This is a genomic window from Bacteroidia bacterium (assembly GCA_027493955.1).
GTDB lineage: Bacteria > Bacteroidota > Ignavibacteria > SZUA-365 > SZUA-365 > JAOSJT01.
Genome location: JAOSJT010000001.1, coordinates 407,718 through 434,457, shown reverse-complemented (window position 1 = coordinate 434,457; position 26,740 = coordinate 407,718). Strand labels below are relative to the sequence as shown.

Annotated in this window: 17 protein-coding genes; 7 read left to right on the top strand and 10 right to left on the bottom strand. The window is 58.3% G+C overall.

Features of this window, described 5'->3' with window-relative positions; translation table 11 throughout:
* Position 1: 1 nt before the first annotated feature.
* The 4 genes from M5R41_01725 to M5R41_01710 all read left to right on the top strand — a co-directional run bounded on the left by M5R41_01725 (position 2) and on the right by M5R41_01710 (position 2,825).
* Positions 2-718 (top strand): hypothetical protein, encoded by a 717-nt coding sequence (locus tag M5R41_01725; GenBank protein MCZ7555108.1) that lies wholly within the window; start codon positions 2-4, stop codon positions 716-718.
* 62 nt (positions 719-780) lie between these two features.
* Positions 781-1,317 carry a TlpA family protein disulfide reductase gene (locus tag M5R41_01720; protein MCZ7555107.1) on the top strand — a complete coding sequence of 179 codons (537 nt, stop codon included), beginning with the start codon at positions 781-783 and terminating at the stop codon, positions 1,315-1,317.
* Between the two features lie 28 nt (positions 1,318-1,345).
* Positions 1,346-1,927 carry a thioredoxin family protein gene (locus M5R41_01715; protein ID MCZ7555106.1) on the top strand — a complete coding sequence of 194 codons (582 nt, stop codon included), beginning with the start codon at positions 1,346-1,348 and terminating at the stop codon, positions 1,925-1,927.
* A gap of 220 nt (positions 1,928-2,147) precedes the next feature.
* On the top strand, positions 2,148-2,825 hold the full coding sequence (locus M5R41_01710) for a hypothetical protein (protein MCZ7555105.1): 678 nt from the start codon (positions 2,148-2,150) through the stop codon (positions 2,823-2,825).
* A gap of 80 nt (positions 2,826-2,905) precedes the next feature.
* Here M5R41_01710 and M5R41_01705 read toward each other — a convergent pair whose 3' ends face one another.
* The 5 genes from M5R41_01705 to lexA form a co-directional block, all read right to left on the bottom strand.
* Positions 2,906-4,807: a tetratricopeptide repeat-containing sensor histidine kinase gene (locus M5R41_01705; protein MCZ7555104.1), complete on the bottom strand. Its 1,902-nt coding sequence runs from the start codon at positions 4,805-4,807 to the stop codon at positions 2,906-2,908.
* Between the two features lie 272 nt (positions 4,808-5,079).
* Positions 5,080-8,172, bottom strand: coding sequence for a DNA polymerase III subunit alpha (locus tag M5R41_01700; GenBank protein ID MCZ7555103.1), 3,093 nt, complete (start codon positions 8,170-8,172; stop codon positions 5,080-5,082).
* 21 nt (positions 8,173-8,193) lie between these two features.
* A complete protein-coding gene (locus M5R41_01695) occupies positions 8,194-11,712 on the bottom strand; it encodes a C25 family cysteine peptidase (protein ID MCZ7555102.1) in 3,519 nt (1,172 codons plus the stop codon).
* A complete protein-coding gene (locus tag M5R41_01690; protein MCZ7555101.1) occupies positions 11,606-13,480 on the bottom strand; it encodes a hypothetical protein in 1,875 nt (624 codons plus the stop codon). Before M5R41_01690 ends, M5R41_01695 begins: the two co-directional genes overlap by 107 nt.
* 213 nt (positions 13,481-13,693) lie before the next feature.
* The gene (gene lexA, locus M5R41_01685; protein MCZ7555100.1) at positions 13,694-14,332 is read right to left on the bottom strand and encodes a transcriptional repressor LexA; all 639 of its coding nucleotides are present in this window, start codon (positions 14,330-14,332) and stop codon (positions 13,694-13,696) included.
* Positions 14,333-14,691: 359 nt separating this feature from the next.
* On the opposite strand from lexA, the gene M5R41_01680 reads away from it, so the two are divergent.
* The 3 genes from M5R41_01680 (at position 14,692) to M5R41_01670 (ending at position 19,969) form a co-directional block, all read left to right on the top strand.
* On the top strand, positions 14,692-16,824 hold the full coding sequence (locus M5R41_01680; GenBank protein ID MCZ7555099.1) for a hypothetical protein: 2,133 nt from the start codon (positions 14,692-14,694) through the stop codon (positions 16,822-16,824).
* A 128-nt stretch (positions 16,825-16,952) separates the two neighbouring features.
* Positions 16,953-18,875, top strand: coding sequence for an asparagine synthase (glutamine-hydrolyzing) (gene asnB / locus M5R41_01675; protein MCZ7555098.1), 1,923 nt, complete (start codon positions 16,953-16,955; stop codon positions 18,873-18,875).
* Between the two features lie 23 nt (positions 18,876-18,898).
* Positions 18,899-19,969 (top strand): DUF1624 domain-containing protein, encoded by a 1,071-nt coding sequence (locus M5R41_01670; protein MCZ7555097.1) that lies wholly within the window; start codon positions 18,899-18,901, stop codon positions 19,967-19,969.
* Here the strand turns inward: M5R41_01670 and M5R41_01665 are convergent, their stop codons facing one another.
* The 5 genes from M5R41_01665 to glmM form a co-directional block, all read right to left on the bottom strand.
* A complete protein-coding gene (locus M5R41_01665; GenBank protein MCZ7555096.1) occupies positions 19,970-21,085 on the bottom strand; it encodes a YfiM family protein in 1,116 nt (371 codons plus the stop codon).
* 15 nt (positions 21,086-21,100) lie between these two features.
* The gene (locus tag M5R41_01660) at positions 21,101-22,504 is read right to left on the bottom strand and encodes a phosphoglucomutase/phosphomannomutase family protein (GenBank protein MCZ7555095.1); all 1,404 of its coding nucleotides are present in this window, start codon (positions 22,502-22,504) and stop codon (positions 21,101-21,103) included.
* 69 nt (positions 22,505-22,573) lie between these two features.
* On the bottom strand, positions 22,574-23,683 hold the full coding sequence (locus M5R41_01655; protein MCZ7555094.1) for a glycerate kinase: 1,110 nt from the start codon (positions 23,681-23,683) through the stop codon (positions 22,574-22,576).
* Positions 23,684-23,686: 3 nt separating this feature from the next.
* Positions 23,687-24,985: a phosphopyruvate hydratase gene (gene eno, locus M5R41_01650; GenBank protein ID MCZ7555093.1), complete on the bottom strand. Its 1,299-nt coding sequence runs from the start codon at positions 24,983-24,985 to the stop codon at positions 23,687-23,689.
* Positions 24,986-25,024: 39 nt separating this feature from the next.
* Positions 25,025-26,431 carry a phosphoglucosamine mutase gene (gene glmM / locus M5R41_01645; protein MCZ7555092.1) on the bottom strand — a complete coding sequence of 469 codons (1,407 nt, stop codon included), beginning with the start codon at positions 26,429-26,431 and terminating at the stop codon, positions 25,025-25,027.
* Between the last annotated feature and the right edge of the window lie 309 nt (positions 26,432-26,740).

Here is a 26,740-nt window from a genome sequence, read left to right as displayed (position 1 = left end):
TATGGACGCTCTCGGAACAACTCGATATACGATGCCGCTGGTGCTTGCGAGCATGCTGCTCGCCGCGCTCACGGAGTCGGTACAGCTGCTGCCTGATTTCGTGACCGGCGGAAAACAAACGCAGGCAGCGATCCTCACGCTGGACAACGGCTCACCCGTTGCCGAAATCGGGAAATTCACCGGCACCCGGCAAGGCAGAAACGTTCTCTTGGAATGGTTGACACAGAATGAGCAGGATCTGCTGACGTTCGAGATTCAGCGTGCGTCATCCGCCAGCCGCGGATGGGAACGTATTGGTCTCGTCGCCGCGGTGAACGGCCGTCTCCCGCAAACCTACACCTTCCTTGACCGCAATGTGCCAGCGGAGGACGTCCGGTATCTGCTGCGTATTCACGGCAGAAATGGAGAAATTGTGTACTCGGACATCATCGTTGCGCGTCTCAACAGTGCAATCCGATCGTTTTCCGTGGTTCCGGAGCCTTCGGGACGTATGAACACCTACGTGATATCGGTGGGAGTCAACAAGCCGGGTCCGGTGGAGTTGCTGCTCAGCGATGAACAGGGCCGCACCATTGAAAGAATCTATGCGGCGTCCGAATTGGCGACGGGTGAGCATACGTTCAGTCTCGACGGCTCCCGACTCTCCGCCGGGAGTTACGCGGTGAAGCTGCAGACAGCCGACGGGGATTTCTCACGCAGCGTTATTCTGGGGAAATAGTTCGAATGCAATGACCGTCACCGGCCGGGAACGCAGTGCGCTTCCCGGCTGTTGTGTTTTTTATGCACAATTTTAGAAAACATTTCCTCTTCGCCACAGCCATCGCGGTCATGCTGATAATGAGCGTGCTGCGTGCGTCGGCGCAGTCGGGTACGCCAGACGTCATTCAGGATGGTGCCCGCTCGGTGCCCATCTACGATTTCGATGGATTACGACCGCTTCTGAGCGAACAGAACGACACGACGTATGTTGTGAATTTCTGGGCGACCTGGTGTGCACCGTGTGTCGAGGAACTGCCGTATTTCGAAGCATTGACGAAAGAAAAGACCGACAAACCCCTCCGTGTCCTGCTCGTCAGTCTGGATTTTCGTAAACAACTCACGTCACGCTTGCTCCCCTTTCTGAAACGCTTCGATATTCAATCCCGCGTGGTGGTGCTCGACGATCCCGATGCCAATTCGTGGATTGACCAGGTGGATCCGTCATGGTCCGGAGCCATTCCCGCAACCTTGGTGTTCAGAGGCGAAAAACGCGTATTTCGTGAGCAAACTTTCACCCGCGATGAACTTTTCCAACTTGTAGAATCATTCATGGAGTAGCCATATGAAACGGTTCCTGTTCGCTTTCATGTTCGTGTTTGCACTTGCAGTCTCCACGGGTATCGCCGGCGGTTATGAGGTCGGCGACAAGGCCACAGATTTTACCCTCATGAACGTGGATGGAGCCATGGTGTCCATGGCGAATTACCCCGATGCCAAGGGCTTCATCGTGATATTCACCTGCAACCACTGCCCGTATTCCGTGCTGTACGAAGATCGCATCATCGAGCTCGATAAAAAGTACAAGCCCATGGGCTTTCCGGTGATCGCCATCAACCCGAATGATCCCGCAGTGCAGCCCGAAGACAGCTTCGAGAAGATGCAGGAAAGAGCGAGCGAAAAGGGTTTCACCTTCCCCTATCTGTTCGATGAAGGACAGAAGGTGTATCCGGTATACGGAGCGACGCGCACTCCGCATGTGTACCTGCTGCAGCGAAACGGTGGGGATTTGATCGTGCGTTACATCGGAGCCATCGATGACAATCATAAGGAACCGGATGATGTGAAGCAGCCCTACCTTTCCTCGGCCATTAACGCCCTCCTGCAAGGGAGTGAGCCGTCCACCACATTCACAAAGGCCATCGGCTGCACGATAAAGGTCAAAAAGTAATCGATGATGCGGAAGCTTGGAATGGAGCATGACGCTCCGTTCCGCCAATCCAACGCAGGCCCTTGAACGAATGGTTCAGGGGCCTGCTCCTTTTCGTAGTGGCGCAATTGCTTGAGCACTGTTGACGGTTGCACACAAAGGCACAAGTTCGGTACTTTGTGATACAATTTGTTCGGAGTCTGACGTCCCTTACCGTCACACCACTATCTTTGGAGCCCGCATGAAGACGCACGTTTCTCTGATGATCATCATACTCGCGTTTGCCGGAGTCGAGTCGGGGCATGGGCAGTCGATGATGCGCATGTACCGCTACACGTACAGCATCGCCGGATTCTTTCAGAGTTCGCACTCCTCTGCGGACATGGATCAGGGCTCCGGAGGTGTGCGGATCGGTGGTGAGACCGAGCGTGAGGTCCTTCAGTTTTCAACGCGAAACGGATTCTTCGTTTTACGTCATCTCGCAATTGGTGGTGAGTTCGCCTGGGAGCACCGCTCCGAATCCTATCAACCAGATCCGAACCCGGTAAACTTCCGGTCGCGCGACTACGCAAACCGTCTTTTCGTCGGTCCCTGGGCTCGCTGGTACATCCCTGCGAGCATGCGGTGGTACACGGCACTGGAGTTGTCCATCGGCTATGTCCGTCAGAACGAGGAGAACGAGGAAAGTACGTCGGTGTATGTGTTGCCGAAAACGACGTCAACGGGAAACGGCGTCGGCATCAATGCGGGATTGGGCATGGGATATCTGCTCAGCCGGGGTATGGTGCTGGACCTGACAGCACGCTATGGCGCCGGCTGGCTCGACGGCGCAGTACGCGTTCCCGGCAATCCGGATCGCGATTTGCAATGGGATTACGGCGAACTCCATTTTCTCCTCGGGTTACAGCTCCTGATATGACCATTTGCGCGAAGGAAGAGGAGAAAGGCGTGGTCCCCAGCCTCGCACACCGGCATGCGTCGGCAAAGCTCGCAGTTGCGTCATTCCGACTGCCGCTGTTCCTGCGAGGGTATCACCGCGGTGAACTCGCTTCCTTTCCCCACTGTCGATTGAATTTCCAAATGTCCCCCATGACATTGGAGTAAACTCTGACAGAGTTCCAAACCCAGTCCCGTGCCCTCTTCTCCGGTAGTCCCTTCCGAGAGCACACCTCCACGGCGTTGACGAATTTCCTCCAATCGCTCCGGAACGATCCCGATCCCCGCGTCGCGCACCGATATTCGAATATTTCCTTCCTGCACTGACGCATCGAGCACTACTACCCCGCCGCTGTCGGAGAATTTCAGCGCATTCGAAAGCAAGTTCCGCAGCACCACGACCAAGATGGATCGGTCATGGAGCATCGTCGTTTCCCAATTCCCCGTCGTTTCAAGCGTAATGCCTTTGCGCTGTGCCGCGGGAGACAAGATAGCGAGGGTGGCATCGAGAACGTGCCGCAAGGGCTGACTCGTCGGCGAGCACCTCAAGTCGCCACGCTGGGAGCGGGACCAGTGCAGCAGGTTCTCGAGCGACTCGAAGGACGCCTCGGCGGATGCGCGAATCACCTCCCACAGTTGCTCTTTCTCCGTAGAGGTCAATTCATGGCCTCGCTCGCTCAACAACGAGAATATCTCGACAATGCTGCCCATCGGGCCCCGAAGGTCATGACCGATGATGGAAAACAGTCGTTCGCGCGAGAGATCGTGTCGCCGAAGCAATTCGTTCATCTCTTCGATCTCCCGTTTCTTCTCGGTAACGATGGTGTTCACACGCCGGACATGCCGTATCCCGAGGGCAAGACCGATGGCGACGGCGAGCACCAGAAACAATCCTACGACGGTGATATTGCGGACGACGCGTGCTCGGCGCAATTCCTCGCGTGCGCGATCTTCCCTGCGTCGCGCCTGCGACAGTTCCGCTTGCCGTTCCTGCTCCAGCGCGTTCCGCAGTTCCAGGCCAGTCAGTGCGTGCATCGTTGATTCATGCCGCAGACTGTCGGCGTACTGCGCGGACAGACGAAGCATGTGATAGGCCTGCCGATACGCACCGGCGGAAGCGTACAGTTCCTGGAGCACCTCAGCCGACTCCCGCAGCACGAAAGGTGCCTGTAACTCCGTCCCCATCCTGAATGCTCTTTCCGCATCCCGCCGGGCCCGGATCGCATCTCCGGTGGCTTTCCGCGCTTTCGCCAAATCGACATACAAGAGCGCACGCCCCATTCTGTCGGAGATCAGACGGAATACGGAATCCGCACGGGAGTACCAGGAAACGGCCTGCATGTACCTGCCTTGCGCTGCATGACATTCACCCACATAGTGGCGACCCCGTGCAATGTTCACGGAATCGGAAACGGCTATCATCAGTCGCAGCGCGCTGCTGAAGAGCATCATCGCCGAATCGAGGTGGCCTTCTCTCCTTGCCACCAATCCGAGATTCATGCGCACACGGCCGAGTCCGGCGGAATCACCCAGCGCTTTTCGTAAAGCGGCAGCCTGAAAGAACAGGGATTTCGCCTCCGTCATACTCCCCAGCGCGAAGTAGAGGAGTCCCAGATTGTTGTACGATTTCGCGAGAAGGCGCCGGTTTCCCCATTTCTTCCCAATCCCGATGCCGGCCATATAGGATCGGGCCGCTTCAACATTCTGTCCCATGCCCCATTGATTGATACCGAGCGCGCACCACGCGAAACCGAGTGCAACACTGTCCTTCCGTCGTGTCGCGAGCCGGATTTCCTCCAGGGCTTTCGTTGCGCCTGTCGCCGGATCACTCCGCCAGTACGATGCTATGCCCTCGAAGTACTCCTCGATCTCTCGCTGTTTGGAGGTGCCGCTGTCCGCGGCGACGCTCTTCATCGCCGAGGCGGCGTCATAGCTGCTGCCGGCGACTAGAAGAAGGACGAGCATTGAGAATGAGGAAGCGCGAATCACGAAGACCATTTCAAAAGGAGTGATACATACGGATTCAGAACGGCGATATCTCAATGCAATATAAGGATTTTTTCATCAATTTTCAGACCGAGTTCAGGACAGAGAGTTCCCATGCTGCGGGACGTGCCGCGGACGGAACAACGGACATCGCCTTGGCGCACAACATCGGGGGTGCGGCTGTTCCCTTTCCGGTATCTGCGATACAGGAGACGAAACGGCATGCGGCAAACGCAGGGCGAGAGAGCATGTCACTTCTGCGTCAGGAGTGCGACCTTCTCCCCGATCAGCGAAACCACTCCGTATTCCTTCTTGACAACGCCGGTGATAATAAAAGGTCCTGCTGTCCGTAATAAATGCGCATGGGCATCGAAGCATTTCGGGAACAGCACCACATCGATACGCCCGGTACTGTCATCCAGGTTGATGAACATCATGCGCTCTCCCTTTTTCGTGCGGGAGAGTTTCGCGGCGATCATCCATCCGCCGACGGAGACCCGCCTGCCGACGTGGCGCTCGAGCTCCGTTGCCGTAATGGTATCGCGCAATTGCTCCTTGAAATGCGAAAGAATATGCGTGCTCACCGTGTAGGTAAATGTCTCCAGTTCGATCTGCGCGATCTGTTCGGGCGAATAGTCCTTGAGACGCCGCAGCTCGGCGTCGAAGCCGGGAAGCCCGAGCTGAAGTGATTGCGTCGCCGAAGTGCTCCCCTGCCTGTTGAAGAACAGCTTCGTTTTCACCAGCATCGCTCCGCGCTTCTGCTCCAGCGTATCGCATGCGCCGCAACGAACAAGAGTACTCACGTCGTCGAAGGTCGCACCGGAACGCTCGAGAAAATCCTCGAAGCTGACGTAACGTCCGTTCTCACGTCGCTCCCGCAGTAATGCCTCTTGGGTACGTTCGGTCAGCCCTTTGATGTGCAGGAAACCGAGCTGAATCGTGCGGTCGTTGGGGCAGGTGTGGAGCTGATCGCTGGCATTGACATCGGGGAGCAGTATCGCCAGGCCCAGCCGCCTCGCCTCCTGTATGTACACTTCGGGACGGTAGTAGCCGCCTTGATTGTTCAGAACGGCGCAAAGAAACAGTGCCGGATAATGCGCCTTGAGCCAGGCCTCCTGAAAGGACAGCACGGCGTAGGACGCCGAGTGCGCCTTGCAGAAAGAGTAGCCGGCAAAGGATTCCATCTGCCTCCAAATCTCCGCGCTCACATCCTCGCCTATGCCCTGCCGGGCGCAACCGATAAAGAAAGTGTGCTTGAGCGCGCGCATCGCTTCGCGTGAGCGCATCTTTCCGGACATGGCTCTGCGCAGAAGGTCGGCTTCGCCGAGACTCAGCTTGCCGATGAAATGCGCCACCTTGATGACGTCTTCCTGATAGACCATCACGCCGTAGGTGCTTTTCAACAGTTCCGCCATCGCGGGATGCGGAGGATCGATTTTGGACCGGTCATGATAGCGCTCGATGAAGGCCTGCATCATACCGGACTGCGCCACACCGGGGCGGATGATGGAACTTGCGGCGGTGAGCATTTCAAACGTATCGGTACGCAGCTTTTTCAGCAGTTGTATCATCGCGGGCGACTCGACATAGAAGCAGCCGACAGTCTCTCCCTTGCGCATGATCTCACGTGTTTTCGTATCACGACAGGCGATTTTGTAATCCTGTATCGGCGGCAACACACCGCTGCGCCGTTTCACTTCGAACATGGTGTCTTCGAAGGTCCCGAGACCGCGGATGGAGAGGATATCCAGCTTCTCCAGACGCCAGTCCTCGAGGGAGTACATGTCCTGCTGTGTGATGCGCACGCCTTTCGGCGCAATTTGTGTCGCGGTGTAACGCGTCATAACCTCCGGAGCAAGGATGACGCCTCCGGAATGAATGCCGTAATGATTCGGAAAATCCAGCAATGCCTTCGCATAGCGGGCCCATTCCTTGCCGTACGGAGAGTTCAGTACCGGTCCCATATGTTTGCGGAAGGGGCTGTTCTCATCATTGAAATCGTGCGCCGAACCGTAGCCCGGCAGCATGGCGGTGACCTGCTTGATCTCCGCGGCGCTGAAACCCAGCGCTTTCCCGATCTCGCGCAGCGCACCGCGCGGATTGAAGGTGGAGATGGTACAGATCATCGCGGTGCGCTCACTGCCGTATTTCGAAAGAGCGTAGGCGATCACATCGTCGCGGTTTCTCCAGGAAAAATCGATGTCGAAGTCGGGCGGAGATTTTCGCTCGGGATTGAGAAAGCGCTCAAAGAAAAGATCCAGTTCTATGGGATCGACATTCGTGATTTGCAGGCAGTACGCAACGATACTGTTTGCTCCGGATCCTCTTCCGACATATGGATAGCCGCGGAAACGGGCGAAACGAATCAGATCCCAGGCGACGAGAAAATAGTCCACGAAGCCCAGCGCACGGATAATGTCCAGCTCCTTCTCCATGCGCCGCTGTGCCTCCGCAGTGTCGGAAGAATACCGGAAGCGTAATCCGTCCTCCGCAAGCGAGCGCAAGCGCATCGCTTTCTGCGCATCGGGAAGATCGGGGTAGCGCGTGAATTTCGATGATTCCGTGTCGAAACGTACATCCACGGATGCGATAATCTCTTCACGTGCGCGCAGCGCTTGCGGAACATGCCTGAACCACTGTCGGAACTCCTCATGGCCAATGAACCAGCATTCCGGCGGCGCGAGCTCGTCCTCCGAAAGAGTGCCCAATGTCGTGTTCGTGGCGATTGCACGCAGGGCACGGTGGAGTTCTCTCCCCGCTGGCGCACCAAAGTACACGTCATTCGTCGCGACCAGAGGGACGGCGAGTTCTTTTGCGCCGTCCAGCAGCGTCGGCCAGCGTGCTTCATGCGCCTTGATCAATTCGACATACAACGCGGCGTCGCAACTGCCGCGAAGGGAGCGCAGCAGTGCGACATGGGAACTCAGGACGATGGTCGAAGCGTCGAGATGCCGTGCGAGAATTGTGGCGAGTGTGTCACTGTCCCGTTGACCGGGATCGGTGTCATCGGCATCCGGAGGTGCGACGTCCTCCGCGCTTTCGAGAATACGGGCGGGAGGCGCGATGGCGACAAGCGAGGTCAACGCCGCGCAGAGGCGTTCGTATCCATCCCACGATCGTGCCAGCACGACGGCGCGTTGACCGCCGAGGCGGAACTCGGCACCGGGTATGGGTTTGATGCCCTGACGGAGGCAGGAGGTATAGAATTCCATCACCCCCGAGACGTTGTTCGTATCGGTCAATGCGAGTGCAGAGCACCCTTGCTCCTTCCCGTGTGCCAGGATACGCTCGATGGAGAGTGTTCCGGCAAGAAAGGAGTAATTGCTGTGCAGATGTAAATGCACGGTACTTCCACCGTGAAGCGTTTATCTCAAAACAGACATCCGGCCTACTTCTTCCACCGTCGCGTCGCTGAAGCGCGAGATCAGTTTGTAGAAATACACGCCGTTCGCGATGGCGTCGCCGTCTTCGTCCCGCCCATCCCACTTCAGTGCATTGTAGCCGATGCGCACGGATGTGGGAGGATAGGTCAGCGACCGTATCAGACGGCCGGCCACGGTGTACACCTTCACCTGAATTTCCTCCGGTGCACCCGCGCCGGTCAGAAGAAAGGTAAATTGCGTTTCTCCGGAAAACGGATTCGGATAGTTATACATTTCCGCAATACGGCTCTGTGTACTTACGCGCACGCGTATTTCGAGATCCTCGTCATACACGCTCTGATTATTGCCATCAGTCGCATTGAAGCCGAAGTAGTACTCACCGTCCGCAAGATTCGGCTGGAAACGCAGCACGGCGGGTGTCTCACGCGTCGAAGGAGTGAATGACGCGGAGAGACTGTCAAGACTCAACGCGTCGCCGTCGATACTGACACGGAATTTCTCCTTCTCGCTGATGGGATACGGCGGCGGTGTACGCAGCGTGAGAACGATTTCCGGATTGAAGCGAATATAATCTCCGTCCAGTGGTAAATACCCGTCGAACGCGATATTCATTTGCGGACGGGTCGTGTCGGCCTTCACATAGAATGACGAGAGATGGGAATTGTTGTCCTCGTACTGCTCCAGGATGAGATTCTCCCGATCCACGACGACGCGGAGCTGATACGGCCCCGTGTACATCTCGGTAGCCACGCTGATGGTGGTATCGAACCAGCTGCGCGCAGCGAGCCGCGGAATGGTGAATGCGCCGGCCGGTCTCGGAATGTTGTCACTCCCTATCGCCTCCAGCAGAACAGGGACATTCGATGCGGCGGCCTCGCCCGCATTGAGTATGCCGAAGGATACGCCGACAGGGATTCCCTGGATAACACTGTCCTGCAGCACCGCAACGGACTGATAATTGAGAGCGAGTTCGGCCGGCTGAACATAGGCGAGTGACCATGCCTTCAGTTCCGGCGGTGTCGCGCTTTCCGGAGCGAGAGCGGCACGGAGACGTATGAAGGGAAACTGAGCGGCGTCTATTCCCGAGAGATCGACCGTCTCCAGGTTCGCGCCGTCCAGCACTGTCTGCTCCACGTCTGCGGTATCCACACCGATCACGGAAATGCGTATATCCGTCTCGGCAACAGGTGAACGCCCAAGCCGGAGTTCGGTCCATGCCGCCGCCGGACCGATGAGCGGGGATGCGATATAGCCGGTGTCCGGCAACACCGGGAATAGCTGTTGCGTTGAAACCAGCTCGCCGATGCGATTGAACGCCTCGGGCACGGAACCTGCCGCGGCACCCTTATGACCGATCATGGCCCAACTGCAGCGGTTGTATCGCCGCACGCTGTCAATCATCACGCTGCCTATGGATCGCATGGCGGCGGCGAACACGTTGCTTCCGGTTTGCGGTTCATCGGCGGTGGTGACGACCACGATTTCGCCTGTCTGAACTCCTTCAATCCAGAGGCGTATCGAATCACGATGCGCACCGTTGCCCCAGCTATCGAATTGCGCGAAACGCTTCAGCTTCATGGTGAGACTGTCGAACACTGCGATGGAATACCCGCGGAAAAACGTGGTCTTCACGATGTTCACGCCATTGAGACGAATGGCACAATACTTCGTGGGGAAACCGGCGGATTCTGCCTGAATCAGCAGGTCGCCGGACATCGTCGTTACGGCATCCCCGAGGATGCGCGCATCCGTGAGTTCGGAAGCCTCAAAATCCACAGAATCAGCCTGAATGAAATCGCCGTCCAACGCCGGATGCCTCTTGTAGGGCCCGATGTATTCTCCGCTTCCTCCATCGAGACGAGCGCGCCAATAGGTGGGAGATTGAGAGGAAAGGGACTGGAATGCGGCTTCCGTCATCGTCTTGCCGTACGTCGCGTTCGACTGTACGGGCGAGGTGAAATCCGTGCTCGGCGCGAATTCCACGAGCATCGTGCTGATTTGCCCCGGCGAGAGCGCCGGATTCAGAATGCGAATAGGTGCGTTACCGCCGGACGTTCGTTCAAGACGCTCGTCAACGACTTTCATGAACGTGCTGAACACATCGTAGCGCAGCGATGCGGTATTGTCGTTCTCGTAGATCTCTTCGATACGATCGTCGCGATCGAAGAAGACACGCAGCACACCCTGCCCGGATTTGCCGGCGAGCGGAAGTGCAAAACGCAGGGTGTCGTAAATGTCCGGCACCGCGATGCGCTGCGAAAGGAGCAAGGTCTGTTGACCAGGGAACTGCTGTTCCACATGCACATCGACAGAATCATCCACATGCATGCCGTAGTTGCCGATTACGACACGACAGTGGAGCGAATCCATCTGATCGGTGAGAATCTCTTCTTCCACTCTCATCCACTGATCCCTGGCCACGAAATTCGGTTTCTCGGGTAAAGCCGCCTTCACGATCGGATCACCGATCAGCACATTCGTGAGCGTCGAGATCGTGTTGATGATGTTCTTTCCGTACAATTGCTGCAGCTGATGCTTGGAATTGATGTGCGCCGCGCCGATCGAAGGTGCGCGGTCGCGAATCAGCGCGGAGTAATACAGAAACGGCAGTGTCGACGTGGTGGATTCGAAGCCCGCAGAGGCGTTGCCGATATAGCCGATGAACTCGCCTTCGGTGAGGGTGACCGCGGCTTCGGAAAAGGAGATGATATCCGGCTCGGCGAAGCGCCCGGTGGAGCAGCCAAAATCCGTCACCAGAGAGCCGCGACCTTCACGGTTGTGCAGGTCGGACGCGACCGCGATGGAGTTGTCCCAGGTCGCCGTACCGCTGTGTCCGACGTAGGATATGAACACGCCTCCCTCCTGTATCCGTCCCTTGACGAAGTCGGGTGTGTACGGACCGAAATCGCTCTGCGGATCCAGTGTCTTGTAGAAATGCGTCGCCTGGCCCGAAAAACTCCTCGGTGTGACCACGTTATCCACGACGACCTGATTTATCGCTTTGAATTTGAGCAATTCTGTATTGCCGAGGTTCAAATCCCCACCACTGAACAGGAGACTGGATTTATTCCAAAGATTGTACGGCTGCTGAAGATATGCCTCGTGCTTGCGCTGGTATGCGCGAATCTCCGCGGCGCTTCTCGCGGATATGCGCCCTACGGGTAAAGCGGGTTCGTGCTGACGCTCGTCGAAGCATACATACCACACATCGCTGACCGGTGTGCCATACGAGGGCACGATGTTGGCGCTGTAGGGACCCGTACTGAACTTGTAGTTGACGTTGGCGTCGCCGATGAGAAGGAGAAAGCGCAGCGAGTCCGTTTTCCACGTATGGTAGCCCTCGAAGGTCAGCAACTTGATGGCTTCGGGCTGAAACATGCCGTACGAATAGTGATCATAGATGTCTTCGATGGTCACCACGCGGGTGGAAATCCCGTAGGTTCGCGCGACGAAATCCGCGTATTCCCGCGAGGCTTCGAGCAATGCTTCGGCGGTTACCACGAGATAGGATGCGGCATTGTCGGCACGTACCATTTCTTCCACCACCCGGCGTGTACCCGCGGGCGGTTCCAGCGTCGAATCCGACGGACAGAATACGATATGTGGAGCCAGCAAGAAGAGAATCGGCATAGATATACGTGGCGGCCGCGCCGGACTGCTTCGCGTGCATGTTCAGCATGACGGAGCTGCCCGCACCCACCCGTATCAGGTAGTGGTCCATGTCACGCTGGGAGGTAAGCTTCAGCAATGACGGACGCAATTGCATTACCGTATCTGTCGAAAAAATGAATTGCCTCTCGTCGGCCGTCAGAAAACGCGGATATTCCAGATCGTACCAATCCACAATGGTGCTCGTTGATCCTGCGGGCTGCAAATTCCTGCCGAACAATTGCAGCGTATCAACGCCGTTGAACAGCTTCATCGCGGGAAACTCCGCACGCAACAACACCTGCTCATCCACATTGAACGCAACGGAGTCTATGGTCTCTCGCTTGTTCAGCACCATGGTCACGGCATGATTCGGCGAGTAGCTCCCGTCGCCGAACCAGTGGGCGACCTTGGCATAGGCCCGGGCAGGATATGCAGACGCAAGATTATCCACGGAAAACAACGTCGGAGTGCCTCCAGTGAACCAGATATACCACGAATCCTCCGATGTCCAGTCCGGAAGCTGGGCGCGGACAATAGACGATGCATAACTCCACAATACATTATCCTGCTCGAAATGGACATTCCTGTAGGCCCAGTCGAGCGTGTCGGTCAACCCCTGCCCATCCAGCGTGGACCGTGTGATGCGCGATGTCGCGGGACTGTTGAAATTGAACCAGTACGCCGTCGAGTCGGTGAAAATGCTCATGTACTGCGGATACGGATCATCCACATGCGCGGGAATGCGACGATGACCCAATTCATCATAATTCTTGGTGCCGTAAAACAGAATGTAATCTCCGTCATCGAAACGGCCGTCGTCCATGCCATGCAGATAGACCGGCACCGGCACGCCTTTGCGATACAATTCGACGCGCGACGGATCGATGGTGGATGGGTTGAAACCGGAATTGCGCATCCAGTCCGCTGTCACTTTGTAGAGTCCGTCCTGCCGCACGAAAAATCGGAGCATAGGATTGCCGAAATCAATCCAGGTCCTGCTGGTATCCACGTTTCGGCTTCGGGTGGTAAAGCGCTGACTCGCGTACGGCGGTGTACCTTCCGCTGCCGCCGGGAGCATGGACACAATATTCTGCGGGATGACGCGCTCAAAAACGTATTCTTCAATCCAGCGCACGGAGTTCGCGGCGGCGTCCCATTCCAGCAGCGGGACTTCGAGCACGAGTTCCAGTGTCCCGCGGTCTCTCGTAAATCGTTTTGACCGGATGGCGGCAGTGGCCCCGCCGGTGTATTCGCGAGGTACATCGGCGGCGAGCAGCTCGGAGCGCAGCGTGGAATCCTTGGCCATGGTGACGGCATAGCGCACGAACGGCGAAGCGACGACCGGCTCCGCCGTGCGCACATCCGCAAGACGCAGGTCGAATGGGGCACGTTGGTCCACGGGTATGCGGATGGTTCTGACCGGAATCCCGACTTCCTCCGGCAGCGTCGGGGCCACGCCCTCGATGACGAAGAGTCGGGCCCCCCCGGACTCGCGCACGTCGTAGCGGTACATGTCGTTCCGCACGGTTATCCGCTCCTGCGAATGGAGTTGCGGCGTGAAAAAGGACACTGTCAATACTGTGAGCAGGAAGCCATGAAAGCGGGAGCGAAAGTTCATGCAAACACCTTGGAGCTTCTGGAACGCGTCAAGCGAAAGTACTCGAATTCAGGGCACGGGGACCAAAAGATTGAATGTTCTCTAATCGTTTCAATTTACGCGAATCCGTATTGACTTCCCAGCTGTGTACCGCTGAAATCGTCGTCGCCCGAACATCGTATCAGCGTCATCCAACGGCTGCGGGAACTCTTCTCACCCCTCTTCGCCGGTGCATCACGCCTCGTCCGCCGAAACCGGAGCCACATCGAAGCACGATCCCAGATCGCGCAGCACGAGCATCACTTTGCCTACGATCTGAAAATCATCGTCTCCGCTAATGACTGTCGGGGCAAACTCTTCGTTCGCCGGGATGAGGCGGATGCTGCTCCCTCGCTTCTCGAACTTCTTGACGGTGATACCGCCGTTGAAATACGCGATGACGGTGTCGCCGCTGCTCGCGGTGTTCTGCGGCCGGACAAGCACCAGATCTCCCGGAAAGATTCCGGCGTCTTTCATGCTATAGCCGTCCACGCGCAGCGCCACCGGATCCTTGAAGGGCACGAGTGATTTGTTGAGCCTGACCACCTCATGCGGCTGTTCCTGCGCCCAGGCGGGAGGACCCGCTTTCACATCGCCGATGAGGGGTACACGCAGGAAGTGCTGCTCCACGAGACGTATCCCCCTGCTGATACCGGGCGTGATTTCGATGACGCCCATTTTTTCCAGGCCCTTCAGTACGATTTCGACGGATCGCTTCCAGAGGTCCGTCCCTTTCGCGATCTCATCCATGCTGGGTGCGCGGCCATGACGCGTCATATAGTTTTCGATGAATGCGGCAACTTTTTTTCTGTTTTCCGTCCAGCCACGTGCCATGCCAAGCTCCTTAACTTATCTTTTTGTCTAACTAATGTACGCACGACGCGGCTTGGATGCAAATACTTTCGGTAGACGATAGGCCTGGGTCACGTCCACGGACTGAAATCCGGGGTGAATGAATCGTCATCGGCACGCTGTTCACCTTTCATTTTTCACTTTCCATTGTGATCTCCCTTCAGAAACCGACCTCCTTACCCTTTACCCTTCACCCTTCACCTCACCAAGTGCCGCCCTGCGGATTCGATGTCGTTTAACGTTTCACGTTCAACGTTTCACTCCCCCGTTCATTTCTCGGTAAAAATCCGATTTCGAGGTGCAGGCGATACTTCCTATATTCGGAGATTGACGGAAAGCACATGAAACATCCACCTCTGTCCCCTTCGCTCCGGTACGCGCTCGCGGCGGCTGTCGTTATACCAACAGCTCTGCGTCTGTCCGCGGTTCTGCTCCCGTGGCAACGGACGTGGGGCTTCGACATGCTACGGGAGCTGAACACGCCCGCTGGTGTTCTTCTGTGCCTCGCGCCCTTGTTGGCGTTGCTCCTCCTGCATCCGCGCTTTCAGCAGACGGCGGCGGACGGGGCTCACAGGAACGGACACATCGCGTCGCTCTCGCTCCTCGGTCTGCTGCTTGCGGCTTCACTTTTCCGACCAATGGAGACGTTTTTCTACGGCGACGGCGGGCTTCTCATTCCGCAAATCCATCTCTTTTCCCTCGGCGAAGAATACGACGTTTCGCTGCTGCTGGATATGAAATCGGCCCCGTTGGGCGGAGCACTGCTCGTGGCCGCCATGCATGGCATTCCGACAATCACGTCCCTCATCGGTGCGTTCGAACCCACGACAGCGATGTATCCCTTCGGTCTGGTGTCCTTCGTCTCCCTGCTCGCGGTCTCGTTGTACATCCTGCTTCGTCTGCCGCGAGCTGAGAGACTGCGCGCGTCGCTGCTCCTGTGCGGTTCGGCCGGGGTGTTGTTCTTTTTCGGCTATGCCGAATTCTACACCCCGCTCTTTGCCTGCGTCATCCTGTTTCTGCTCGAAGGCGAGTGGACCGTGCGCAAGCAGACATCCGTCATACCGCTGATCGTTCTGTTTGCGCTCTGCCTCTCAGCGCATTTCCAGAGTCTCGTTCTCGCCCCGGCGCTGATCTATGTCGTGGCGAAGCGCCCGACGTCTACAGGCATACCGGCGGTGGTGACCCGGCGTCCGTTCGCTTTGTCCATGGCGGCACTGGGAGCGCTTGTCGTGTTCCATTTTATCATTGGATTGCTGCTGCCGGACAACCGCGTCCTGATGCCCTGGACCAATGTGCGCACAGCGGCGGGAACGTTGTCGTACACCCTGTTCTCGCCCTGGCATCTTGCGGACATGATGAATCTGCCGTTGCTGCTCGCGCCCATGGCGGCGGTGCTGTTGCTGTCGGCTCCGCTCTTGCGGAAGAAAATGGCACGTGACGCCGAGGAAGCGCGGTCGTCGCTCAACTTCGCACTGCTGTCGCTCCTGTTCCTGGCGGCGTTCGTGTTTCTCGCCAATACCTCGCTGGGCCTCGCGCGCGATTGGGACCTCGCCGCTCCGCTCGGCGTGGCGCTGCTGTTCTCCGCCCTGCTTTTGTCGGAGCGTTGGCACCCGACCGCCATGCTGATCACCGGAGTGGCGTCGCTGCTGTTCACGCTGCCGTGGCTGGTGGTGAATCTCCACGCTCCGGCCGGCAGTGCCCGTTTCGAACGTATTCTGCGGCTGGACGACACGCATATGTACGGTGATTACGCTCTGAGCGGCTATGAAGCGCTGCGGAAGTATCACCGCAGAGCCGGTGACCCGTCGCGCGAGATCGATCTTACGCAGCGCATGATAGAATTGACGGGCTATCCCCTGCACTATCGCGAGTTGAGTGATGCCGCTGCCGTCATGTACCGCGAAGCGCCGGAGGAATACGAACGCGTACATATATGGATGCTGGCGCGTCTGCTCGAACGCGCACAAACAATGCGGCGCGACGGGGTAGTGCGAGACTACGCTATGAGCATGGATCAGATAGACTCCCTGGCGCAAGGCATCGGTGTACAGGCGCTGACGACACGCGCACCGTTTCCCGATGCGCAACTGCGTGATATCGCGGCCATCACGCGGGGCGGCAGAGCGTGGCCGGGCATCATCGGGATGCAGGCCTATGCGAGGAAGGATTTTCCCGCCGCGGTGGTGTCCATCTCCGAGGCCCTTGCCTCCGGCTTCGCCTCTCCGATACTGTCGTTGTTTCACGGCAACGCTCTGGCATTGTCCGGACGCCATGTCGAAGCATTGCAGGCATTGGAGGAAGGCATCGCGAGTTTTCCGAACGACTGGATGCTCAAATTCACCCTCGCAAAGTATTACCTCCGCGCGGGCATCGAGCATGAGAGAGCCGTCGAATTGCTTCGCTGGTGTTCGGAATACGGCGTGCCGGAGAACAAGGCGGAAGAATTCCGGGACCTTCTCCGGCGGCTCGAATAACGAGAACCATAAGCGGAGCATACAGGCCTCTTCAGCGTCAGCGGCTTTTTCGTCCGGGAATTTCGCGTCCGTTGCCGCACAGATGCCCTTGACGTATTTTGTGTGATTGACATATCGGACACTTTCGCATGTGCGGCTTCGCTGGCATTTTTCATTACGCAAGATCAACTGACGACATAACGGAACCTCTGCTCGAACGCATGGGTGATGTGATCGCCCATCGCGGTCCCGACGACAAGGGGACCTATGTTTCCCCGTGCAGGCGGGTCGGACTTTCCTTCCGACGGCTTTCCATCATTGATCTCTCGCCCGCCGGTCACCAGCCGATGTCCACTCCGGATGGACGGTTGTGGATGGTGTTCAACGGAGAAATTTACAATCACCTCGCGCTTCGCGCCGAACTCGAGGCCGCCGGATACACGTATCGCTCACGTACGGACACCGAAACCCTGCTGTACGCATATCGGCACTGGGGCGAGGAATTCGTCACGCGGCTGGAGGGGATGTTCGCCATAGCGCTGTGGGATGCGGATACAGAAACGCTCCTGCTCTACCGCGACCGTATCGGTATCAAGCCGCTGTATTTCAGCATGCGCGACGGCGCATTACTGTTCGGCTCCGAAATAAAGGCGTTGCTGCAGCATCCGCTCTGCTCCGCGGCGGTGAGCGCCGAGGCCCTCTATCATTATTTCACCTACATTCACACACCGGCACCGTTTACCATGTTCGACGGCGTGCTGAAATTGCGCGCGGGTCACATGGCGAAGATGCGGGCGGGCGGCAGTTTCGATGTGCGGCAGTATTGGGATCCCCTCGGCCACCGCGACGCCGATTTCGATTACTCCGACGAAAATGCCGTCACCGAACGCATACGCACACTGTTTCGCGAAGCCGTCGCCAAACGAATGATGTCTGACGTGCCTTTCGGTGTGTTCCTTTCCGGAGGCATCGATTCCAGCGCGAATGTGGCATTTATGTCCGAGCTGATGGACAGACCCGTGGACACATTCACCGTCGCAATACAGGGACAGGAAGACACCAACGAATTTCAGTGGGCGCGCAGGATTTCGCGGCTGTACGGCACCAATCATCACGAGATCGTGATTGACGACGGCGGGTTTCTGGATCTGCTGCCGACCATCGTGCATCATCAGGACGAGCCGCTGGCCGATCCGGTGTGCTTCCCTCTGTATCACGTCTCTAAACTCGCGCGTGACAACGGCACCATCGTCATCCAGGTGGGCGAAGGCAGCGACGAGCAGTTCGCCGGTTATGAGAGTTATCAGCGCGCCGTGCGGCTCATGCGTCTCGGTCGGGCGTTGCGACCGCTTCCGCTCTTTCTGGGAAACGCGTTGTATGCCGCCATCACTCCCCTGCTCAAGGCGAAACGTGTTGATTACCGACAGAACGTCATACGCAATATGCTCACGGGTCAGCCGGTGTTTTGGGGCAACGCCATCGGTTTTTACGAAGAGGAAAAGCGCAAGGCCATAGACACGCGCGTGTTCCCACCGGGCATCCCGAACAGCTACACACTTGCCTCGGAGCGTTTCGATTACGCCAGGCAACAGGGGTATGCGGACGATCTGCAGCGCGTGGTGTACTGGGAACTGAAGAATCGCCTCGCCGAGCTGCTGCTCATGCGGGTGGACAAAATGACCATGGCGGTGAGCATCGAGGCGCGTGTGCCTTTTCTGGACCATCATCTGGTGGAATTCAGCATGAACATCCCGTCCGCCATGAAGCTGCGTCACGGTGTACCGAAGTACATTCTGAAAAAGGCACTGCGCGGCATACTTCCGGATGAGATTATCGACCGGAAGAAAATCGGCTTCGCCGGATCGGGAAAAAACATGCTGACGCCGGAAATCCTGCAACACGCGCGTTCGCTGCTGCTCAGCGCAAAACATGGATATTACAATCCTTCGTATATTCGAGGCATGTTCGACGAGTATGCGCGACGCGGTATCAACTATACTCCGCAGATCTGGACGCTGTACAATTTCGAGCTTTGGCACCGTCGCTGGATCGAGGGTGCTTCCTCGTTCTGACGCGACTCATCCACAGGCACTTCATGGCAGACACGCAACAACGCATCCCCTGGGTCGACGCCCTCCGCGGGCTGGCGATCATTCTCATGGTTCCGGCCAATCTGTCGCCGTACTTTGCGGAGCCCCATCCCATGTGGTTCCGAATACTGGGCTCTTTCGCCGCTCCGGTGTTCATCATGCTCAGCGCGGGCATGGTGATACTCACCGCCGAACGCCATTCCCTCAACTACTTCCTGAAGCGCGGCGGCCTGATCATTCTGACGGGTGCGCTGATCGACACTCTGCTCTGGAAAATTTTTCCTTTCACTTCCTTCGACGTGCTGTATCCCATCGGCCTGGCGCTGCCGCTGATGTACATGCTGCGCAATGTGGAATCGCGCGAATTACTGTACATCACTATCATTTTTGTGATCGGCACCTATGTTTTACAGCTCATCTTCGGCTATCATGCGGAAACGCTGGAGGTGTATTTCGATGATATGTTCCTGCCTGCGCCGGGACGGCTGCTGCAGAGCTGGTTCATTGACGGGTGGTTTCCCATTTTCCCGTGGCTGGGCTACGCGGTACTGGGCGCACTGCTGTTCCGTACGATATTTGCGGGCGATCTGGTGGCGAAATACCATATCATGGGAATCGGCGCCGCGCTCACCATCATCGGTTTCGTGTTGCTGTTCGTACCCGTGAGCGCCTCGACGTTACGCAATCTCGCAAATGAGAGTATTCTTGAGGTGCGGGGGGGGTATTCGGAGATTTTTTATCCGCCCACGTTCGCCTACATCTTTACGTCCACCGGGCTTGTCATCCTTTTCGCCACGATACTGCGCAGAGTGCATCATCTCGGGCCGCTCGGCATACTCGCCTTTTTCGGGAAGCATTCCATGATGGTGTACATCCTCCATCAGGCCATGGGGGCGTGGATCATCGAACCGTGGATTGCCTCGGCGGGCCTTGAGACCATCGCTTCGGGCCTGCTGTTCACCGGTGTCAATCTTGCGGTGCTTGCGGGTATCGCGCTGATCTGTTTCGGCATAGACAAAGCGAAACTCCGCTATCCGCCGCAGTCCACCTACGCGCGCATTCTGTTCGGCAGGTGATCAGAAATACAGGCCGTACCAGATCGCATCCGGCGCGATGCGCACGGCCGGCGAAGGAAAGTGAAAGAGATTCAGCTCTTCTTTCAGGAAACGCACGAAGGCGCCGTCACCGGGCAGTTTGCGCAGATCGTAATCCAGCGCGATGTACCATTCCTGCTCGCCCTGTCCTTTTCCTTCCCGTGAATTGAACACATTCTTCCCCAGCATGGTCCGGTTGGCCCCGTAGCCGACGGCGATGCCGAGCCAGTCCGGCCACCACGGCTTGAGGGATTGCGGCAGGACGTCTTCGACGCTGAGCGCAAGCCAGTAGGTAAATCCGTCGTAGTCGCGGAGATAGTCATGCTGCACCCAGCCGTTCTTTACCGCAGCTGAAGGCCGGTAGCTCATTTTGAGATTCACGGACTGGAGTTCCGGCGCCATGCGCTGCACATGCGGCCACACCGCTCCGACCGTATTCGCCGCCATGTCCCACCAACTGAAGCCCCACTTCTCGTACAGGCCGTCGGTGATTTCCATTTCGAGCTGAAAGAGCATGGATCCTCCCGCGGACCAGTACATCGCGGAGGGGTCGCGCATGCCGGTCCAGCGGAAGATGCGATACAGCAGGCGCGTATAGGTCTGGCTGCCCCAGATATGACCGAGTTTGTCCACATTGAGGTCCGCGTTGTACCAGTCGTCGAAGGTGTGAAACGCTCCGCGCTGCGCGTAGTCGTCGTTGTAGAAGGTGGCGAAATAGTACACCATGATCGCGGTGTTCGCGGTGAACAGCGTCCCCGCAACGAGCCACAGCCGCATCTGGTCTACCGTGCCACTGTCCTCCCTCACCTGGTCGGACGCCAGCCCGGGATAGCGATTCGCGAAAACGACTGCGCGGTACAGTGCGAGAGAATCGGAGGGATCGTTCCCCTTTTGAGAAGCATATGCGGTGTACGACAAAGCCTGACAAAGCAGGAGCACGCACAGAAGCACTAAACGCGGGAATGCCGCACGCGTCCGTCCGCAATACGGGGCAGGGGTATTGCAGACGTGCACGCCATCGCACGGAGAGATGGTGAGGGATGAAAGCGGCGTTCTTCGGCTTTCATCCCTCGTGGCATCGTTGATTTTTTCTTTCATGCGAAAGAGCTCGCGTCAGCTCCCGATGGACTGCGCGGCCTTGAGCAACGTTTTCATTTTTTTCTCGCTGTCGGCTTCCGCGTAGAAGCGGAGAATGGGCTCGGTGCCCGAGGCGCGAATCAGCAGCCAGCCGCCATCGACACGGAATTTGTATCCGTCCATGGTCTCGGTGCTCCTTACCGCGAGTCCGCCCAGCGTGGCGAGACCCTTTGCGCAGGCGGCGAGGATTTTCTTCTTGTTGCTCTCGGTGGTGTGAAAATCAACGCGGTCGTAGTACACGCGGCCGTACTCGTCGTAGATCTCCTGCACGGCCTGCCCCAGCGTCATCTTGCGCTTGGCGAGGTATTCGCACAGCAGGAGATTGTTGTAGATACCGTCGCGCTCGGGGATGTGCAGACTGGTACCGACGCCGCCGCTCTCCTCGCCGCCGATGAGCACGTTTTCGGAAATCATCAGCTCGGTGACGTACTTGAAACCGACGGGACGCTCGTGCAGCGTGAGGCCATACTTCTCGCACATTTTCGGAATGATGTCCGTCACACTCACGGTTTTTACAACGGAGCCCTTCAGCTTTTTATGCTCGACGAGATACTTGAGGAGAATGGGGATGAGCAGCTGTGTGCTGATGTAATTGCCGTGTTCGTCCACGCAGCCGCAGCGGTCCGCGTCGCCGTCGGTGACGAGGCCAATGTCGTAGCCGCCTGACGTGACGAGGGGAATGAACTCCTTCAGGTTTTTGGCGAGCGGCTCCGGCGCAACGCCCTTGAAGCCGGGGTTGTGCTCGTCGTGCAGACAGGTGACATTGGGAAGCAGGTGGCGCATGACGCCGAAGGACGCGCCGTACATGACGTCGTAGGCGATGTTCATCCCGGATTGCGCGATGGCCTTGAGGTTGATTTTCTTTTTCAGATCGGCGATGTAGGGCTTGTGCAGGTCGATGGGAACGATGAGTCCCGCCGCGCGCAATTCATCCATGGGCTTGAGCTTCGTCTCGACATTCTTTTCCACAATGTCGGACACCAGAGCTTCGACCTTCTTTATGTCCTCCACCAGTGCGGAGCCGCCGAAGTCGGCTTTGATCTTGAAGCCGTTCCACGCCGGCGGATTATGGCTGGCCGTGATCATGACGCCGGCCGCGGCCTGCTTGTTGATGATGCCGAGCGAAAGCATCGGCGTGGAAACAACAGCTTCCGCCAGCCAGACCTTGATACCCTGACTCGCGATGACCTGCGCAGCGGCGGCGGCGAAATCCTGCGAACCGAAACGGGCGTCGCCTCCGACGAGCACGCCGTTGGCGATGCGTGGGTGTTTTTTGTAGTAGCGCGCAAATGCAAGCGCGACCTTGCGCACATTGCTGAATGTGTAATCGTCGGCGATCAGTGCGCGCCAGCCGTCCGTCCCGAAAGTAATCGCAGCCATGAGGTACCCGTGTTGTTGTAGTACGATGAGAAAAGAAAAAAATACGAAAAAGCCGGCAAGCCCGAAACGTTACCCGCGAAGCGTGCGCATGAAATTGCGTACCGCCGTGTACAAACGATGCTCCGCCTCCGTCATCACAAGCGCAGTGTCCTCACCCGGCACGGACAAAGAGAGGATGCTCTGCACTCCCAGGGCAGCCGCAAGCACTGAGACATCTCCATGGACTGCGCCGCAAAACGCCGCGACCGGAACACCGCGTCCCGCAGCGATTTTCGCTATTCCCTGCACGACCTTGCCTTGCAACGTCTGCGCGTCAATGCGCCCCTCGCCGGTGAGCACCAGATCAGCCCCGGCGAGATGTTCGTCGAAGCCGGTCAGCGCCCGCAGAGCATCAGCGCCGTTACGAAGCCCGGCGCCGGCGAAGGCGGAAAGCGCGAAACCCAGTCCGCCGGCGGCGCCCATTCCTTCGACCGCGGGATCAACATCACGTACGTCACGCCGCACAACGGCGGCACAGTGCTCGAAAGCGGCGTCCCACTCCGCGAGATCTTCAGAGGGGATGCCTTTTTGCGGACCATACACGCGCACAGCGCCATCCGGTCCCAACAACGGATTGCGTACATCCGCGAGCGCGCGCACCGGTGGGAGATCGGGCATGCTGTACTCGATACGCCGAAGCCCGGCGAGACGAGACGGTATGTCCGCATCCGCCCCCGTTGCTGTGCGGAAGCGTGCTCCAAGCGCTTCGGCGAAACCCATACCACAGTCGCTCGTGGCGCTGCCCCCGATAGCGGCATCGATGCGTACCGCGCGCTCCGCCGCCGCGCGCAGCAGCAGACCGAAGGACGCAGTGCTGAAGCGGCGCGGTTCGCGCGCAACACCCTCGGGAAGTTGCCAGCCGATAGCGGTGGCGGCTTCGATCAACGCGCTGCCGTCGTCACGAAGCAACCATTGAACCGGCCGGGGTTCGCCAACGAGATCGGGAAGCTGTTCCGTAATCAGCTCTCCACCGCCGGCCCGCCACACCGCGTCGATGCTGCCCTCTCCACCATCGGCTTGCGGAAGCATAATACAGCGGACCGCCGGATCGTCCGCGAGTAGTGCCTCGCGAATGATGCCGGCGGCCTGCACAGCGGTAAGCGAGCCCTTGAAGGAATCAGGGGCGATGAGAATGTTCACGAATCAGCGCGCGACATGGAACGCCGAGATGCCCGGGAAAATCGCGTTGGTGTCGAGTTCCTCTTCGATGCGGATGAGCTGATTGTATTTCGCGATGCGATCGGAGCGGCTCGCCGAGCCGGTCTTGATCTGCCCGGCATTGGTTGCCACGGCGATATCGGCGATGGTGGAATCTTCCGTCTCGCCCGAGCGATGGCTGATAACCGAAGTGTAGCGCGCGCGCTTCGCCATTTCCACGGCGTCGAAAGTTTCCGTGAGCGTGCCGATTTGATTTACCTTCACGAGAATGGAGTTCGCGACCCCGCGGTGTATGCCTTCCGCGAGTATTGCCGTGTTGGTGACGAACACATCGTCGCCCACGATCTGCGTGGTGGAGCCGAGACGGTCGGTGATCTTGCGCCAGCCGTCCCAGTCGTTCTCGCCGAGACCGTCCTCGATAGAGATAATCGGATACTTGGCGACGAGATCGGCGTACATGTCGATCAGCTCGTCGGAAGTGATGAGCCGCTGATCCGACTTGAAGAAGCGGTACATGGCGCTTCCGTCGGGCTGTTGCTCGTACATTTCGCTGGCCGCGACATCGAGCGCGATGTAGCAGTCCTCATGCGTGTATTTGGCCTTCTCCATGGCTTTGAGGATGAACTGAATCGCTTCCTCGTTGGATTTCAGACTCGGGGCGAAGCCGCCCTCGTCGCCGACCGAAGTGTTGTAGCCGGCGTCATGAAGCACTTTGCGCAGTGCGTGGAACACCTCGGCGCCGCAGCGCAGCGCTTCGGCGAAGGTGGGTGCGCCGTAGGGAACGATCATGAATTCCTGGAAATCCACAGTGTTGTCCGCATGCTTGCCGCCGTTGAGAATGTTCATCATGGGAACGGGCAGAACCTTGGCGTTGGTGCCGCCGAGGTAGCGATACAGCGGCATGCCGAGCGTTTCCGCAGCGGCGCGGGCAATGGCCATGGAGACGCCGAGAATGGCGTTGGCGCCCAGGCGCGCTTTGTTGGGCGTGCCGTCGAGTTCGATCATGTAGGAATCGATTCCGGTCTGATCGAAGGCATCCCAGCCGATAAGCTCATCGGCCAGCAAATCGTTCACATTTTCCACTGCGCGCAGCACGCCTTTGCCGCCATAGCGCTCGGCGTCGCCGTCGCGCAGTTCCACCGCCTCGCGTTCGCCAGTGGAGGCGCCGGAAGGAACCGCTGCGCGCCCGCGCACGCCGCTTTCGAGTTCAACTTCCACCTCCACGGTGGGATTGCCGCGGGAGTCCATGATTTCTCTGGCGAGTATGTCGACGATGGTGGTCATGATGAAAATCTCTCTTCGAATGGTGATGTGATGTTCCTGTTATACTTCATGGGCGGTGTCGGCAAAGGCCACCGCGGCGACGCGTTCGGCAAGCGCATCCGCCTCCGCGGCGCTGCGTCCCTCTGCGATCACGCGCATGATGGGTTCGGTGTTGGATGTGCGTAGGTGTACCCACCCTTCCGGAAAGTCAATGCGGACGCCGTCGCGCGTGTCTATGCGTTGGGTTGCGAACGCCTCCGCGGCCCTCCCAAGCGCGGCTGTGGCGTCTATGCCTTCCGCAGCGTATTTGTGTTTGCGGATAACCCAGTCGGGTAGCGACGCCCGGAAATCCGAAGCGCTGCCGCCGTGATCGGCCAGCGCCTGCAGCAGCAGCGCCGCACCGACGAGCGAGTCGCGTCCGGCGTGTACCTGCGGCAGTATCACTCCCCCGCTGCCCTCTCCGCCGACGACGGCACGGGTTTCTTTCATTTTTTTGACGACGTTGATTTCACCCACGGGCGCGCGGTGCACGGTTGCGCCGAAGCGTCGCGCGACCTCGTCCACGGCGCGTGTGGTGGATAGGTTCACCGCGACGCTGGCCTGTGCGGGATCGGGGATGCGCGACAGCACCGCATGCACGGCAGTGGCGATGGAATACTCCTCGCCGAACGGTTCGCCGCGCTCATCGAATACCACAATGCGATCCGCATCGGGATCCACCGCTATGCCGATATCCGCACCGTGACTCCGTACTGCTGCTCCCAGCGAGCCGAGATTTTCGGGCAGCGGCTCGGGCGTATGCGGGAACACACCGCTGCCGTCGCAGGCCAGCGGAATGACGGCGCAACCGAGCGCTTCGAGCAACGCCGGAATGGCAACGCTCCCGGAGGCATTGACCGCGTCCACGACGACGCGCAGGGCGCGCTTGCGTATTGCGCCTGTGTCGAGCAGCGGACATGCCAGCACGCGGGCGATATGCCGCTCAACGGCATCCGTCACCTGCTGCAGCGCGCCAAGACGATCATACGCCGCATAGCGTGCGTCCCCCCCGGCGGCCAGAGCGAAGAAAGCGGCATTCTCTTCGGCATCGAGAAACACGCCGTCGGCATTGAGAAATTTCAGTCCGTTCCACTCTCCGGGATTGTGGCTTGCAGTGACGACGATGCCTCCGCGTGACCCGGAGTGCTCGACCATGAGCTGCACGGTGGGTGTGGGAACCATGCCGACATCGATAACATCCACACCGCTTGCCTGAAGCGTGGAGCGCACCGCGTCCATCAACATGCGTCCGGAAGGCCTGCCGTCGAAGCCGATGACGACGGGACCTCCCCCGCACCAGCGTCCGAAGGCGGGGACGTAGGTCAGTACAGTCTGCGGCGTCAGCGACGCACCCACGATGCCCCGTATCCCTGAAATGCTGGCGATGAGCTTGCTCATGCGATAGTTGCTGTCCTGTGAATGCGTCATAATCTCAAGATTATAAAATTACGAAGCATGGGGGGGAAATCAAATCGGGGCCTCCGGAGCGATAATGAGGTCCTTTCCGCTTCCCGGCTACACCACTCGTTTGGGGAATTTTGTGAGAATTGTCCAATATCCTCTCACCACGGCAACCGCATCGCGCGCCGGATTCACTGTCGCAGAAGATCCATCCTGCACAGGGTTTCGAGAGATGTGTACCGGTGATCACCGTACACGCCGGCCTCCCAACGAGCGGTGCTTGAGCGAAGCCGAAGCGGTCCCTGAGCGAAGCCGAAGGGAGCGCCGTACGGAAGT